Raw genomic sequence first — 14,570 nt, 5'->3', positions numbered from 1 at the left:
GGGCCGGGCGTTGATGCGGGCGGGCTGCGGCAGGCGGTGTGGTTGCCACGCAAGCTTGGCAGTGAGCGCGCTCAGGCGCGTGCTCAAGCTGACTGTCAGGTGGGGACGCTGAGCAGGCTTGCGTCTGGCAACGGCCGCTTGAGATGGCCACACGGCTGTACGCGTGGCCCTGCGCGCTTGAACCTGGGCACCCGGTGTCGCACAGCGACCGCCCGGGCCGAGACGCCGGCGTCATCACGTCTGGAGCGACGCCGCGGCTCGCCAAGACCCGCGGCGCCCGGCCCCATCACGCGCACGCCGGCTGTTCTGGCATAATGCGCGGCCAGGCGCTCGTAGCTCAGCCGGATAGAGTAGTGGCTTCCGAAGCCATTGGTCGGGGGTTCGAATCCCTCCGGGCGCACCAGTTCAGTTCCAGAGCTTGTGCTGGGATTTAAAAAAACCCTCGAGAGATCGGGGGTTTTTTGTTGCCTGTACAGCGAACGGTCCACTCGGATCCATTGGCATCCAGGCTGATCGGGCATAGATGGGCGCATCCGCCCTCAACGCAGCCACGCAGAAGAGGGATGTCCCATGCAGTCAAGCGGCTTCATGGAACGCTTCAACGACAGCGACCAACGCGGCGTCCTAGAGATGCACGGGTTCCGCAGTTTGAGCGAAGCGAACAAACAGACCGCCGCCGTGTGGCTGGTTGCCGGCAGCCAATAACCACTGCATGGACGCGGCGGGCAAACACCCGCCGCGTTCTGCGATCAACATCATCAGCATGCCTATCCATTCTCAACTGCGGGAGTGGCCTCGCCGGACGCCAGGGCCTAACGGATGCCCCATTCCCCGAGCAGTACACGCGCCCGCCGCTCGATGAAGCGGTTCGCGTTGGCCTGCGCCTGCTCGGACTCCTGCTTGGCCTCCGCTTCCCCGATGACACCCTCATGCGCTTCGTCAAGCTGAGCCATCGCCCACGTGATCGCCGCATCCTGCGCCGCTTTTCCCTCCACATCGTGCATGGAGATGTAGGCCTTCAGTGGCGGCCACATTTCCACACGCCCGTTGAGTTCATTCCTGCTGCGCAGCAGCCTCTCCCTGGACAGCCCCAGGTCGGGATTTTGCAGCGCTTCCTGCAGCAGGCCCAGCGCCGTCTCGGGGTCCTGCATGTGCATGAGCTTATGCTTGAGCATCTCCGCAAACGCGGTCTTGACGTCTCCTCGCACGGCCGGCCCGGAACCACCCACCTGCGTCATGCCGTCCAGGTTCAGTCTCTTGGGGGTGTGGTCGCTCAAGAATTGGCCGAAGCTGCTGCGGAATTCGGGTGATCGAATGGCCTCGGCCACCACCTGGTCCAGCAGGGGCATGTCGGCCGATGTAATGGCTGCGCCGAAGATCCTGGCATTTTGCGCCAGGCCCTGCGCCCACTTGTCAAAACGCTCGCCCAGGTCGGCATCGACACTGCGCAACACGCGCGTGAACTCGGGGACGCGGTTCCATGACGACCCGGCCTGCTGCGCCGCCGGCACGGGCGCGCGTTGTCTCCGCTCGGCCAGCCGCTGTGCCTGGCGCTGCGCGCGCTCCGGGTCGCGGATCTGCAGCAATTGGTCTGCCAGATGATCCGGCACCTTGATATCGCATTGAGCGGGCAGTCGGGCCAGCGACTGTGGAAGGGTCTGCAGGCCCGTGTCGCGCAGGTCCAGCAGTTGCAATTGGGCCAGATCCGCCACGCTGTCGGGCAGCTGCCGGAGCGCGGCGCAACCTTTCAGCGACAGTTCCGTCAAGCCGCGCAGTTGACCGATGTCCTCAGGCAAGTGCGCCAGGCGGCGGTTGGACGACAGATTGAGTTTTTCCAGCCTATGCAGCTGGGTGAGGCTGCCAGGAAGCCGCTCAAGCTTGGAATTCGATGCCACCTCCAGTGACCTGAGGCCCCGCATGAGTCCGATGTTCTCAGGCAACTCGTGAAAATGCGAAGAGTGCGGCATACGCAACTCGGTCAAGTGGCTCAGTTCAACGATGCTGGCTGGCAGGCGCGCATAGTGCCCGCCTGCCAGCGTGAGGCTGCGCAGACCTTGCATGCGCCCCAGGTCTGCGGGCAACTCGTCCAACGGAGCCAACGCCAATTGAAGGGTTTCTAGATTGGACAGGCGCGTCAACGAGGGTGGCAACTTTTTCAGACCGTGCGCGCCAACGACCTGCAGATGGCGGAGCTGGCGCAGCTGTCCCAGGTTGTCTGGCAGCGACTGAAGCCCGGTATGCACCAGCGTCAATTTCTGTAGGGCGTCGAGCCGGCCGATCGCATCGGGGAGCGTCGTGGCAGGGAGGCCGTAGTCGAGAACAAGTTCGGTGCTGCGGCGGGTCGCTGCACGGCGGATTTCGTCTGCCACGCTTTGCAGCACCTCCCGCGACGTATCCCTCTGCCCGTCGTGCAGGTTGTAGCCCGTCCGTACCCGCTCTGCCATCGGTAGGCTTTGCGCCAGCCATTCGTCGATGTCGCGCTCGATACTGCCCGGTGGTGCAGAAGAGGCGCCCGCGAGTGCCGCCGGCTGACTCGACGGATGCAACGGCGATCGGAAAAGGCGCCCTTGCGCGGCATTTCTTGGCGTCGACGTGTCTGCCGCTGACGTGCTTTCGCGCCGTCGCGGCCGCGCGAGCAGAGGGCTTAGCAAGCCCTCCGGTTGCGAAGATTGCCGTGAAGGCCTGTCTTCAGCAGGCGCTTGATCGGCGGTATCCGTTCGCGGGCGAGAGCGTAGTAGGCGATTGACATTGAACATGGAGGTGTCTCCTGCGTAGTCGGCTGAGTGCAGCGTTCCCGAAGCCAGGCTACGGCGATGCAATTGCAATCGCTGCACCAAAGCGAAGCGATTGCATCGCCTGACGAATCGGGCGCTTTCTTGCAAGCGCGTCCCTGTGCTGCATACCTGCTCACCGACAGCGGGGCATGGTCCGGCGTTCGATCGCATCGGTCTTCGACGTGATACACGCGGTGGCGACAGGCGATCGAGGAGGTGGTGCGGCGCATCTCTTGCGATGCAGTATTCACGCGCGTCGATCGTCTTCCTTGCAAGGACGTAGATGATCCGGGGAGAGCGCCCGGCATCCCCTCGCCTGTTCGCCGGAAGGCACGTCACCGCCACAGCGGCGGCTTAACGTGCATGCAGGCGCTTAGAGGCACGCGCTGCGAAGCCGCTAGGCGATAGGCAAACGCATCATCGCAGCGCGCCCTGCAGCACGTCGTGGCGGATCGATCAGCCTTGCCTCAAGACCTGCCCTCTCGAGCGCCAACGCCGGCTGCAAGACGTTGAATGGATTATCGCCCTATACAGGTTATCGACGACGTATTCTGAAGTTCCTCAGATTCTGGCGCATGTCTCCCTCGAAGTTGTTGGCAATGTTCGTGGGAATAATTTGCTTGCCCACCGGAACGCCGCCCGACTTCTCCAGATTTTGGTGGATTTGTCCGTTTTGCTGCTGGTCCAACTTGTATTCTTCGTAATGCAGGCCCGCCAATACGGGCGTCTTGAGAATTTCCACAAATTTACTGATGCTGGTGCCGGCGGCATAGCCTTTTAAGAACTCCCCGGCAGTCGGACGCTGTGTCGCCGTTTTACCGGTGCCCTTGGCGACGCCGCTGGCCGTTCCCTTTGCAGTTGCCTTGGCCGCGCTCTTGCCTGCTTCCTTGGTCGCGGCCTCGGCGACCCCCTTGGCCCCGATTCTGGCCGTGGGTCCGCCGACTGCTCCGACGACTGCCCCGGCCATATTGATGCCGGCCAGCTTCAACGCCAGCGACATGTCGCCACCTTGAATCGCGGTGTCGACCACCTGCGCCGCCTGCGCCTCGCTCTCCAATGCAATCGACGCCGCATCGGTAATTTCGCCGATGATGGGGATCCCGTTCAATGCGCTGAGCCCCACGGACATCCAGTCCAGGATCTTGCTGTCCCACTTGAGGAACTCATGCAGGCCGTGTTGGAACGTGCCAACGTCCTTTTTGGGCTTCTTGATCGCCGGCGGATCGTCCTTGCCCACCAGCATGTCTGCGACGGCCTTTTGCTGATCGGGCGAGCTGGCCTCGTGCGTGGCCGGCGTATCCACGGTCTTGTTGTCTGCACTCATGTGGTCATAGAACTGCCGGAAATCGTTCTGGCTGATCTTGCCCGAATCGACGACATGGCCGCCGCCGAAGAAGTGATGGGGCTTCTTGTAGCCGGTGATCGAGTTGTTCAACAAGCCGAACAGCAACGGATCGTTCAACAACTGCGTGGCGGCCTGCTTCACTGCGGGGTCGGCTTTGTCGTCCTTGGAGATCGCGTCGAGCTTGTCGCGCGTGACCTCCTTACCGTCGCCGTAGAACGCGTCTTGATGACTGTTGATGGTATCCAGCGTCTTCTGCTCGTCCGCCGTCAGGTGAATCTCGGAGCTGGATTTCTGCAGGAAGTCCGGCGTACTCATCGAGCCGGAATCTCCTGCAAACTCCTTCCACTCGTCGGGGTGATCGCGAAAATATTGGGCAGCCGCGATCACCTGGGGCGGGCACTTGCCGGTCTTGCTGTCGCCATCGACGATCTTGGCGAATTCGTCCTCGCTCAGGTTGTCGGGCAGATAGTCGGAATAGCGATACAGCTCGCGCAAGGCATCGCTTTTGGTCATGACCGACGCCTTGGTTTTGTCGGGGCTATCGGATGCGATGTAGTTCTGCGTGTAATCCTTGGCCTTCTTGTCGTTGTATTCGGCAATTTGCGGGTGATGGGAGGAAAAGTCCGTCAGGTCCTTCGCCTTGATCTTGCCGCCGCACTTGCCGTCCTTCTGCGAGCCGATGGCAAAGAACAGCCGCGGATCCTTCTGCAATCCTTTAAGCGCTTCCTTCAAGTCAGATTGCGTCGACGGGTCGTTGATCTTTGCGTCCAGCTGATCGAAGGACAACGAGTCGACCTGGTCCTTGTGCCGATCCAGGACCGAAACAATTTCCAATTCGGATTGATTGAGCTGGCCGTCGTTCCAGGTGACCGTCGAGCCCTCCGCAGCTGGTGGCGGGTTGGAACCCTTGATGTTCTTGGGGTTGAACTCATCGTTCTTGCCGCCGAGCTCCTTGACCTGCGGATGCGAATCGGAGAAATCCCAAAGATCCTGCGCCTTGATCTTGCCGCCGCACTTGCCGTCTCCCTGCGAACCGATCGCAAAGAACAGGCGCGGGTCCTGCTTCAGTCCCTGCAATGCGGCCTTCAGGTCGGCGGGCGTGGAAGGGTCGTTGATCTTGTCGTCGAGATTCTTGTACTCGAGCGGCATCTGATCCTTGTGGGCATTCAAGGTCGAAACGATCTGCAGCTCCGATGGAGTGAGCGTGCCACCGTTCCAGGTGACCGTCGAGCCTTCCAGCGCCGGCGGCGCATCCTTCCCCTTGATGTGCTTGGGGTCGAAGTCGTAGCCCAGCGATGGCCAGGAGGTGCGCTTTTCGATCGGCTGGGTGGCTTGCCAGTCCGATGCGGACAGCTGGGTGTCGGTGTCGCCGCTGGCCGTGTTGGCCTGGAGGGCCGCCAGCAGCAGGTAGATTTGCTGAAAGATGTTATCCATCGTCGATGGCAAGTCGGAGTCGTCCGTGGACGAATCCGACCCGAATAGCTCCGACGAATCCGACTCGTTGAGAGGAGTACCCAGCAATTGGCTGGGGTTACTCCCGGTAGAAAGTGTATTGAGCGACATATAGGCGGCCTCGCAATAGCAGAATTGGCAGAGTACCTGCGTATAAGCATTGTCTTATACGGCCGCACGGGCGCGCCCGTGCGGTGTAGCCGTATGGTGCCAATGTGCGCACTGTGCATCTTGATCGACGAACTATTTTGGCGAAAAAAGCGCAAAGACCGATGCGTCGATGTCCTATTCAGGAACTGCTCGGTTGCGCGCAGCTGACCGGTAGACGCGCGCCCCCTGTTGTGACCTGCAAAAACCTGACGATCGAGTTAATACGGCGTTGCGTGTGCGATGCCGATAGCGTCGCGTGATTCGATCGACACCCGCGCGCGTGTGCGCCCGCGCGTCCCGCCGGTGGCGATCTGCTCAAATCATCCGCGTTCGGCGTCACGTTGCCGATGCCGTACGCCGCATGGACCGTGAGCGCTATTGCTATCGGCTGTGTGCGGGACAACCTTTGGCGCCGAGACCTGGATCCAGCGGCGAACACCAGGCGCTGCCGGGCACTGCTCGCACGGCATGTCGTGACGTCGCACACCGATGCGTGGCAAGAATCGGTGTCATACGCTTTGTTCGGAATATCCGGCTGCTCCAGTGGAAATACACGCATTATCGTAATGGAGATCGCTGGAATCGAAGTCGATGATGTGCGCAGCGAGTTAATACCGATGTGATGTGCCGTGCGCATGTAAGTCGCCAGGTTACGAGGCCTTTCTGCATTGCCTGTAGGTACCGCTAGCGCGCCGGATGACTCACCGGATCGAGGTCACCTCTGTTTCGCTTTTGTCCGCTACGAAAGTGTGGCGCAGGTTTTGGTTAGCCGATTGGCAGTGCCCCAGCTTCGTGTGCAGCGCAGGTGGTTCGCTGTGCTTCGCTCGGGTGCGAAGCACAGCGCAAGACAATCTTGCCGCACACAATTGGTGCAGTGGCACGACATGTTGGTGCATGAGTCCTACATCGAATACGTCCTCACGGAGTACCTCTGATGACCTTGGAGTCGCACAATCGAAAATCAGCGAATACCGCTTTCTTTATCGGCCTGAGCGCATGTCTCGGCTTGCCGGGAGAGCTTGCACGGCGGCTCGGTGAAGGCGAAACCATTCTGGGGCCAGCCGGCATGCTGTGCCGTGTCCATACGCAGGGAGAGCAAGACGAACTGATGGCCTTTCCGGAAGTGATCTTGCCCCTGGCGGCACGTGAATTCGGTGGCGACGAGGTGGTGACCCTGCTCTCGCTGCAGGAGCAGCTGCTGACCGAGTACGGATGGCGGCTCACGCTCTCGGACCTCGGCCTGCTATGCGTGTGTCCGCTGTTGCGCGTGCGCAGCCCTGAAGAGGTGGCCGCTGCACTGGAACTTGGGCAGGTGGTCGCACGTGTCGTGCTCGACGCGCTGGCGACCCAGGTCGATACGAAGGCCGAGGTGGCATCATGAAGCTCCCCAGCCATATCGGGACCGCCTCCAGTAGCCGTGCAACGTCGGGTCTTGTTCCGGCACTACCAACGCAGGCCGAAAAGCGCCCTGCCGGTCCAGAAGAGCGCGCACTCTCTGGGCCGCTTGCCGGCTTGTCCTCTTCCGGCGCGGCTCTGCGCGGTCGCCGGGCTTCCTCACGTCAGACGACCACTCATACAGACGAAGAGGCGGACGCACTCGGTCGGTCGCATCGGTCCGAGTCATCGCAGTCATCGCAGTCTTCGGATACAACGTTTTACAGCGCGCAGACCGCAGCCCCGCACGCGGAGTTGGAACTACAGCATGGGGCGGTCGTTGCGGGCACCTATGAGGCGCGTAGCGCTGCAGCCGTCGCCGAGGCGAAAGCGCAGCTGCGCGCCGCGCTGGACGATCTGCCATTTGCCGCGCCCTCGCAGGAGCAACGTGCATTGCAGGCAAGTTACCTGGAATGGGCGGACGCACGCGTGTAGGAACGCGTTACGGCCTTCGGGCCGGATGCCGGGTACCAGATCATCGGCGATATGAAGTCGGCAGGCGCAACGGCAACGCTGCCGATCGCCTACGAATGTCTCAGGGCCTTCATCACTGGCGCGATGCGCAACCCGGTCGGTCTGGCCACGTGCGCGGCCTACGCCGGCGCACGCCCGCCTGACGCCGAGCAACTGAGTACGGCGGTTCTTGCTGGTGCGGCGGCGGGAATGGCGTCCTATACCAGCGATACGCTGCTGCTTCCCGCAATGGACCGGCGCGCGCGCGCCGGCAACTTGCCGCGCTTCAAGGCCATCGACCCGAAGGTCCTGGTGCCCGATCCGCCGCCGGTCGTTCTGGAAGTGACCGCGGAAGCCAAGCGATTCGCGCGTCCGGGCGAGAACACGGCGCACACGGTGGCCGAGCTCAAGGCCCAGGCCCACGACCGCCGCCAGGCGATCGCCAATCGCCAATCGACCCTGGATGACAAGTCGGTTGATACCTTGTGGCTCAAGCCAGTAATCAATGCAGGGTTCAATGCCGCGCGTCGGACCGGCAGTGACCCGGGCTTGCTGACGCCGGTCGGCCAGTTGGGCTTGAGCGCGCTCGCCATCGGCGGAGCTGGCATCGTGCAAAAAGCAATGCTGGAGACGAGCAAGGCCTTGGCGCACACCGGCCAGATGAACGTGCCGGATCTGCTTGGCGGAGAGCAACGCTTGAACCTGTTTTCGCTGGCTCTGCCCGACAAAACACGTCGGCCCGCACAATGGTCCGACGCTGTCCATTTCCCGCTGCGTTATCTGCTGGAAAGCGGAATGGAAGCCTTTGCGTTGGCAAAGCAAGGTTTCAACAGCGCCAATGCGGTCGTCGATACGGTACGTGACGTCTTTGCCCGCCACATGCTCAGCAATATCATGGCCAGCTTCGGCTCGCTTGGGGCCTCGCGCATGATCGTCGCACCGTTGCGTGGAGGGAGCCATATCCGTGTTGCTGGCGAACCAGTCAATTCCGTGCCTGTTGTCTTGCAGCAGACCGTCCAAACCCTGTTCAACGATACGTTCTGGAATGCGCTCAAGGCCAGGAACGGTACCAACAGCTCCCCGGCAGCGCGACTGGATAACGCGCGTGCCACCCGGGCAGCCGAGCGTGAACGCACCATCGCACAGACGCTTGAGGCCCTGGCAGAGCCCATCGACCAGACGATCGCCGCGCTTTCCGGGCCCACATCTGCCCAAACGCGTGCCATGGAGGAGGGGGTGGGCGCTGCACCTGGGCCTGGGACGCTTGGCCAGGCATTGCGGACGGCCCTGGAGACATTGCGCACGGAGATCGGCGCGCAGTCTCCCTCGATTGCGACCATCGATGCCGTACGCACCGCGCTGCGTGATGTTTGGAGGGACACGTTTAGCGCAACGCCACGCTACAACGTGACGCAGGCGCTGGATGATCAACTGAAAACGCTCAAGCGTGCGTTGCATGAACGCGAGCAACTGCGTCGGTGGGACACCGGGCGAGCATGAGCGCTCAGCCATCGCGTTGATCCTGGTGCGTCTTGCACACCGCCGCCACAGACGTAGTTGCCGTCGCGTCTGTGGCGTGGTGGTGGCGGCCGGAAGATGAGCACCCACCAGCAGAGATAGAGCGATGCCACTGCGCAACCTGGTCGTAGTGGCAGTGCCTGCCGCCGTGCAATGATCTTGCTGTGACGCTGGTTGGCGGACTGGGCGACGCGGTGCGTATCGATGCCATCGTGCAACTCGCACTGGAAAGGGAACTCGTCAGAAAGTCGCCGTATGTCTCTGCTGCGCCAACGCGTGGGTGCACCCGCCGCCGTAGCAGAAATGCGCGGCAGGGCAGATCTGTCACGCAGCTGCCCTGGTTCTGTGCAGTGCCAGTCCTCGCGACCATCTTGCGTGGCAGGTGTGCGACGGCTGCCTGCAGGGTATCTGCAGGGAAAGATCCAGGCGCGTCACACCCGACATGCTCAATCGACCTGCATTCAGTGCGAGCCATTGGTGACATCGTCCAGACAACGCGCCAGGGCTGGTGGAATTGGCTGGAAAGCGGGGTCGTGGTGCCATGGCTGACAAGCGTCGCTGTCGCCATGATTGGCCAAGGCGGCGAGATGCTTGCCAGCCTTGGTCAGGCACGTAACCACAGATAGTTCCCCGTCGCGATTCCTTCGAACATTTCGTCGTGCGCAACGAAGATATTATTGTTCCAGTAACGACCATGCTCGGCGTAGTGGGCAAGCAGGTCGCATATCCATGATCCATCCACATCATCGTCCAGCGGCACGCGCACGATCAGGACGATGACGCCGGCATCATTCAGTCCAAGCTGTGCCTGGTCTTGCGCGTACACGGACAGATTGGCTTCCAATAACAGCCGGTAAACCGTCAATGTCCGTCCGGCGGGTGGCAGCCCGTAGGAGATGCGCAGATACAGTGCCTGCTCTTGCACCTCATCGTCGGGCTGTGGCGTCGGCTCGTGGAGGTAGACTTCAAACCCTTCCACCCAGAGTACACGTCTGCTGAGCACAGACTGCACATCCGGTAGATCCAGTGCCTCGCACATCTGTCGAACGATGGTTTCGAATCGTGCGCTGCTCATCGGCGGTGGTACATGCGCAGGACCCCCTACAAGTCCTGCGCATGCCAATGTCGATTACTGGCCAACGAGCTGCTTGGCGTTGTCGCCGGCCTTGCCGATGAACTTGTTCAACGCCACGTTGAAGTCCAGATCGTTCTTGAGCATGGTGATCTTGTTGTTCATGGATTTCTGGGCCTCGTCAGAAGCGGTCAAGTCGCTGATCAACGATCTCATCTGACCGTTCGAGCCGAACAGTGCACTAGCACCAGAGATTCCACCGGACACACCCCCGGTGTAGCCATCCATGCCCTGGTCAAAACGCGATGTGATTGAACTCGTTTGCGGAAATAGTTCCATACCAAGCCTCCTTCATATTGCATGTAGTGATGCGCCTGCTGGCGCGTTGTGCTTGGTCGAAGTGACCAAGAAATCGATTTACTTACGACAGGCCGGCGATGTGCGCGACGATGTTGCGCGCCGCGGTCATACCGTCATGCAAGACATTGAAGTCGTTGCGTGAGGTCTGATCGCTCGCCGCGGACCAGTGCACGCGAATCTGTTGCGCGGTGGCATCGAGCGCTGCCTCGAGGTTACGCAGCCGCTCGCCAGACGGATCCGCTGCCTTGGTCTGCAAAATCTTGCTCATATCCTGGGTGACCGTCTCGGTCATGGCATCGAACATAGTGGGCTCTCATTGCGCCGCCTGCTGCGGCAGGGATGTCATGTGCTTGGTACCGTCCGGCGTTTCGACATAATGCAGACCATCGGCGAGCAATGCCGCGTCGTAATTGTCCGGCGGTTTGATGGACGGGTCTTGCTGGCTGATCTCCACGTGCAGTGCGCGGACCTCAGGGCCCAGGTCGCTGCGGACATCGGCAATCCTGCGGCTTGCGCGTTCTGCGTAGTCGCTGCTGCCGGAAACCGAGAAAACGCCATTGCCCTGGTAACGTACGCTGAGAGCGGGGTCAGCCAGGGCATCGCGCAGCGTCGCCACGACCTCGTCCACCACGGCCACGTTGACGGCAACGCCTGAATGATAGCGATGCACCTGCGCACGCAAGCGCGCAGCATCGGCGCTGCTGGGGACCAGGCCTTCGATCAGCACGCGCGTGCCGACGCGTTGGGCGTGCGCCTCGCGAAAACCGAGTTGTTTCAACAAGGCGTTGGCCTGGTTGACGGCATTTTCTGGGCGCTGCGGGGTGGCGGCATCGGAAAGAAATGCCGGTTGCAACGAGGGGATCAACGCTGCTGCGGAAAGCGCTAGCATGGCACCCATCGCTGCGCGCAGGACTTTGCGCCTGGACGCGGGCGGCGCCGGCGTGGGGGCTGGGGAAAGCAGCCGCTCCAGCAGCGCCACATCGTCGGGCCAATCGGCAGCAGCCTCGCCAACACACAGCACCAGGGGGCCGAAGCGAACCGGCTGAAACGCAACAAAAGACGTTTCTGGCAGCGTGTCGCTGCTGTAACGGATTTGACCGTCATGGTCTACCTCGAGAATAAGTGAGCAACCAGGCCAATCGTCTATTCGGATATCGGTTTGGGGATCGCTCCCCAGGCTGTAACGACCTTGTGCCAAATCTAATCGTGCGCCTGCGTGGGTTCCTGTCAGTACGCGAAGCTGCATGGTCATGGGCGAACCTCCTGAGCCACCTGGTGTGGTTGCTCAATCAGCAGTGTGTTCAGACGTGTGATGGCATGTGTACGATCGGCCTGCCTGCGCGGCTTTTCCGCATTCAGCAGTATCAACGGGAGCAAAAGGTGAAAATTGCGGAGTGCTGGCACCGGTTCCAGCTCCGACGGCATCAGCTCCATCAAGCGCTTCCGCAACGCCTGTAGATTTTCGGCCGTGGTGGCCCTGCCGGTCGAGCGAAAATGCTCCCGCATCAACCTCCAGACCGTCGTGGTCAACGAGGCGAGGGCAGGGTATGAAACGCCGATGGCGCGTAACTCGACAAGCGCAGCGGCAAGCGCGTGTCGCCTGACCATCGGATCGGCGTCGCGCGTCATCACATAGCGATCGAGAATTCCGTCGATGCGTGCACGCACGCCGTCGCTCAAATCTGCCGGTGCGGCAGCCTGCCACGGTCCTGTCTGCGGATCGTCGGCATGCGCGTTGCGGCCACCGCCATGCTGATCGCCCTGGCCCTGCTCACGCCCCTGGGCCGCAACGACGGCCACGCTCACCCGTCCGCGCAGTACGCACTCGCGTTTGGCTTCGATCTCTTCCTGCTCGGTGGCTTCGAATTCATCCTCCTGGCCGTCCAGCGACCGGATCCCGCGTCGTCGCCTGCGCGGTGGAGCTGGGCGCAGGCGCGGTGCTCGTGCCGCAATGTCGGTAGGCGACCCCGCGCTGGTGCCTGCCGCATCGGCATGATGATCGCCATGGTGATGCGAGCCGCCATGCTCGATGGAAACCGAGGGCCCCAAGGTGCCGGGCGAAATGCGACGGATCATGGGAATGCCGCCTGCATCAAGGCCTGGCCGAACTGCATGATGGCCGAGGCACCCCACGGTGCTGTGACGGCAATGGCAGCCACCACCACCACCAGCTTGAGCGCGAACGAGATCGATGCGTCCTGCAGCGACATCACCGCCTGGACGAAGGCGATCAGCAGCCCGGCCAGCGCAGCGACACCGACCACCGGCAAGGACACCTTGAGGCAGAGCAGCAAGGCTTCGGAGGTAAATCGCACTAGATCGTCGTGGTCCATGGCGTCACCGATAGCTCAGAACCAGGCCATGAATCAGCATCGACCAGCCGTCCATGGCGACGAACAGCAGCAGCTTGAACGGGATCGCCACGTTGGTCGGGGTGACCTGCGAAAGGCCCATCGCCATCAGCGCGTTGGCCACCACCAGGTCGATGACGATGAACACCAGATACAACAGAAACCCGATGCGGAAGGCTTCGGTCAATTCGCTGAGCGTGAAAGCCGGTGCCAGGACGAGCAGGTCGTCCGACTTGAGCGTGGCAGCCTTGTCCTTGGGCCAGATCTGCTGTGCGGAGCGCATGAAAAAGGCCTTTTCGCGCTCGCGTGTGTGCTTGAGCAGGAATTGCCGGAACGGCTCCCGGCAGGCGTCGAGCAGCACCACCACGCGGCTGTTGTCCGATCCGGCGCCGTAGTTCTGTGCGGCCTTGAACGCTTCCATGCCCACCGGCGCCATCACAAAGCACGACACCAGCAATGCAACGCCATTGAGGACCATGTTCGGCGGCACCTGCTGTACACCGATCGCATTGCGCAGCAGGCCGAGCACGACCACGATCTTGGTGTAGGAGGTGACCACCATCGCTGCGAAAGGCAGTAAGCCCAGCATGATGACCACCAGCAGCAGCGAGCCAACGTCAGGCATCTGCATGCGTGCTCTCCGACATGCTGAGGATCTGCACACCCAGATGTTCGCCCACTGCCAGTAGCCTGCCGGTGCCGATGGTCTGGCCGTAAACCACCAGGCGGATGTCGGCTTGATCGACGGGCACCGACAACTCCAGGATCTGCCCTGGCTGCAAACCCGACAAGGTCGATAGAGATAGCGCAAGTTGATCCACTTCCAGTTGCACCGGCAGTTCCAGTTCCGCCACATTGCTGGTGGACGGTGCGACGTCGGGCTCAAACGTATCGTGCTGCATGGTGGGGGGGGCCTCCAGAATCATCTTTTGCAGGTTCAAGCGCACCGGAGCGCGCAATACCGCGCCTCCGGCGATACCCCAGAGCAGCTCGCCGCTGGTGACCGCCGCCGAGGCGGTGCAATGCAGCAAGACATCGCCAGGCCGCAGCGACTGCAGCAATGCCGCCGATGCGGTGCGCCCGCCGATGCGCAGGCGCGTGTTGACGCGCAGTGCAGCCAGCCAGGCTGGCAGCTGCGTAGGCCCGGCAAGTCCGTCGACTGCAGCCTGCAGCGTGGCCAGCAGCGACGCGCTTGCCGTCAGCGCAATCGCGTCCAGATCGCCCAGTGTGATGCCGATGCCGTGGCAGTGGTCCGGCGCTGCATCGCGCTCGAAGCCGATCACCTCGGCAGCGCCCAGGCCGAGCGGCGCAAGCGCGCCCAGGCGATCGGCCAGCAACATTCCTGCGAGCGAAACGCGGAGGGCGTCGTCGTCCTCGTTCAATAGCGGCGCCAGGCCGTCGCGCGCGGCAATCCGCATATCCATCTGGCCGGTGTCCAACTGCAGTCGCAGGCGGGCCGCATCATTGGGTGAGATGCGACGGCAATGCGTGACGAAGCCGCAGTGGCGTGCCGCGCGTGGGTCGCCGAACACCCTGCCCAGCTGTGTGCGCTCGGCCGCAACGCGCGTCAACGCCTGGGAGAGTGCACGTGCCGGTGGAGCCTGGCTCTGCTCGGTTAGCAAGATGGAGTTCCTCCAAATGGCTTTCTGTCGCCAGTGCCG

General features: G+C 62.1%; 11 protein-coding genes, 1 tRNA gene and 2 pseudogenes. 4 read left to right on the top strand and 10 right to left on the bottom strand.

Annotated elements, in window-relative coordinates; genetic code table 11:
• The first annotated feature begins 326 nt into the window (after window positions 1-326).
• A tRNA-Arg gene (locus tag J7367_RS10200) sits at window positions 327-403 on the top strand.
• Between the two features lie 152 nt (window positions 404-555).
• Window positions 556-672, top strand: a pseudogene (locus J7367_RS22255) (IS3 family transposase); the annotation flags it as partial.
• A 140-nt stretch (window positions 673-812) separates the two neighbouring features.
• Here J7367_RS22255 and xopAE read toward each other — a convergent pair.
• Together xopAE and J7367_RS10190 are read right to left on the bottom strand one after the other, a co-directional pair.
• Window positions 813-2,252: a type III secretion system effector XopAE gene (gene xopAE, locus J7367_RS10195; RefSeq protein WP_057658919.1), complete on the bottom strand. Its 1,440-nt coding sequence runs from the start codon at window positions 2,250-2,252 to the stop codon at window positions 813-815.
• Window positions 2,253-3,309: 1,057 nt separating this feature from the next.
• Window positions 3,310-5,682 (bottom strand): HrpF/NolX family T3SS translocon protein, encoded by a 2,373-nt coding sequence (locus J7367_RS10190; RefSeq protein WP_057658856.1) that lies wholly within the window; start codon window positions 5,680-5,682, stop codon window positions 3,310-3,312.
• A 973-nt stretch (window positions 5,683-6,655) separates the two neighbouring features.
• On the opposite strand from J7367_RS10190, the gene hap3 reads away from it, so the two are divergent.
• Window positions 6,656-7,102 (top strand): Hpa3 family type III secretion system protein, encoded by a 447-nt coding sequence (gene hap3 / locus J7367_RS10185; RefSeq protein ID WP_017167862.1) that lies wholly within the window; start codon window positions 6,656-6,658, stop codon window positions 7,100-7,102.
• Window positions 7,099-9,108, top strand: a pseudogene (gene xopF1, locus J7367_RS10180) (type III secretion system effector XopF1). The gene hap3 and the pseudogene xopF1 overlap by 4 nt, the downstream one beginning before the upstream one ends.
• 622 nt (window positions 9,109-9,730) lie before the next feature.
• Here xopF1 and J7367_RS10175 read toward each other — a convergent pair.
• The 8 genes from J7367_RS10175 to sctQ all read right to left on the bottom strand — a co-directional run bounded on the left by J7367_RS10175 (window position 9,731) and on the right by sctQ (window position 14,480).
• Window positions 9,731-10,201, bottom strand: coding sequence for a CesT family type III secretion system chaperone (locus J7367_RS10175; protein ID WP_017156500.1), 471 nt, complete (start codon window positions 10,199-10,201; stop codon window positions 9,731-9,733).
• Between the two features lie 54 nt (window positions 10,202-10,255).
• Window positions 10,256-10,537 (bottom strand): HrpE family protein, encoded by a 282-nt coding sequence (gene hrpE / locus J7367_RS22485; protein WP_139792750.1) that lies wholly within the window; start codon window positions 10,535-10,537, stop codon window positions 10,256-10,258.
• Window positions 10,538-10,619: 82 nt separating this feature from the next.
• Window positions 10,620-10,862, bottom strand: a complete 243-nt coding sequence (gene hrpD6, locus J7367_RS10170) for an HrpD6 family protein (RefSeq protein WP_057658854.1) — start codon at window positions 10,860-10,862, stop codon at window positions 10,620-10,622.
• Between the two features lie 9 nt (window positions 10,863-10,871).
• Window positions 10,872-11,810 carry an HrpD5 family protein gene (hrpD5, locus tag J7367_RS10165; protein WP_057658851.1) on the bottom strand — a complete coding sequence of 313 codons (939 nt, stop codon included), beginning with the start codon at window positions 11,808-11,810 and terminating at the stop codon, window positions 10,872-10,874.
• Window positions 11,807-12,634, bottom strand: a complete 828-nt coding sequence (locus J7367_RS10160; protein WP_057658849.1) for a hypothetical protein — start codon at window positions 12,632-12,634, stop codon at window positions 11,807-11,809. Before J7367_RS10160 ends, hrpD5 begins: the two co-directional genes overlap by 4 nt.
• Window positions 12,631-12,891, bottom strand: a complete 261-nt coding sequence (gene sctS / locus J7367_RS10155; RefSeq protein WP_008575435.1) for a type III secretion system export apparatus subunit SctS — start codon at window positions 12,889-12,891, stop codon at window positions 12,631-12,633. The genes J7367_RS10160 and sctS overlap by 4 nt, the downstream gene beginning before the upstream one ends.
• A gap of 4 nt (window positions 12,892-12,895) precedes the next feature.
• Window positions 12,896-13,540, bottom strand: coding sequence for a type III secretion system export apparatus subunit SctR (gene sctR / locus J7367_RS10150; protein WP_003485742.1), 645 nt, complete (start codon window positions 13,538-13,540; stop codon window positions 12,896-12,898).
• A complete protein-coding gene (gene sctQ, locus J7367_RS10145; RefSeq protein ID WP_057658846.1) occupies window positions 13,527-14,480 on the bottom strand; it encodes a type III secretion system cytoplasmic ring protein SctQ in 954 nt (317 codons plus the stop codon). The genes sctR and sctQ overlap by 14 nt, the downstream gene beginning before the upstream one ends.
• Window positions 14,481-14,570 lie beyond the last annotated feature (90 nt).

This window comes from Xanthomonas sp. D-36-1 (assembly GCF_017746155.1).
Lineage (GTDB): Bacteria > Pseudomonadota > Gammaproteobacteria > Xanthomonadales > Xanthomonadaceae > Xanthomonas > Xanthomonas cissicola.
Note: the sequence above shows the minus strand (reverse complement) of the source record. Positions and strands in the feature narration are given on the sequence as shown.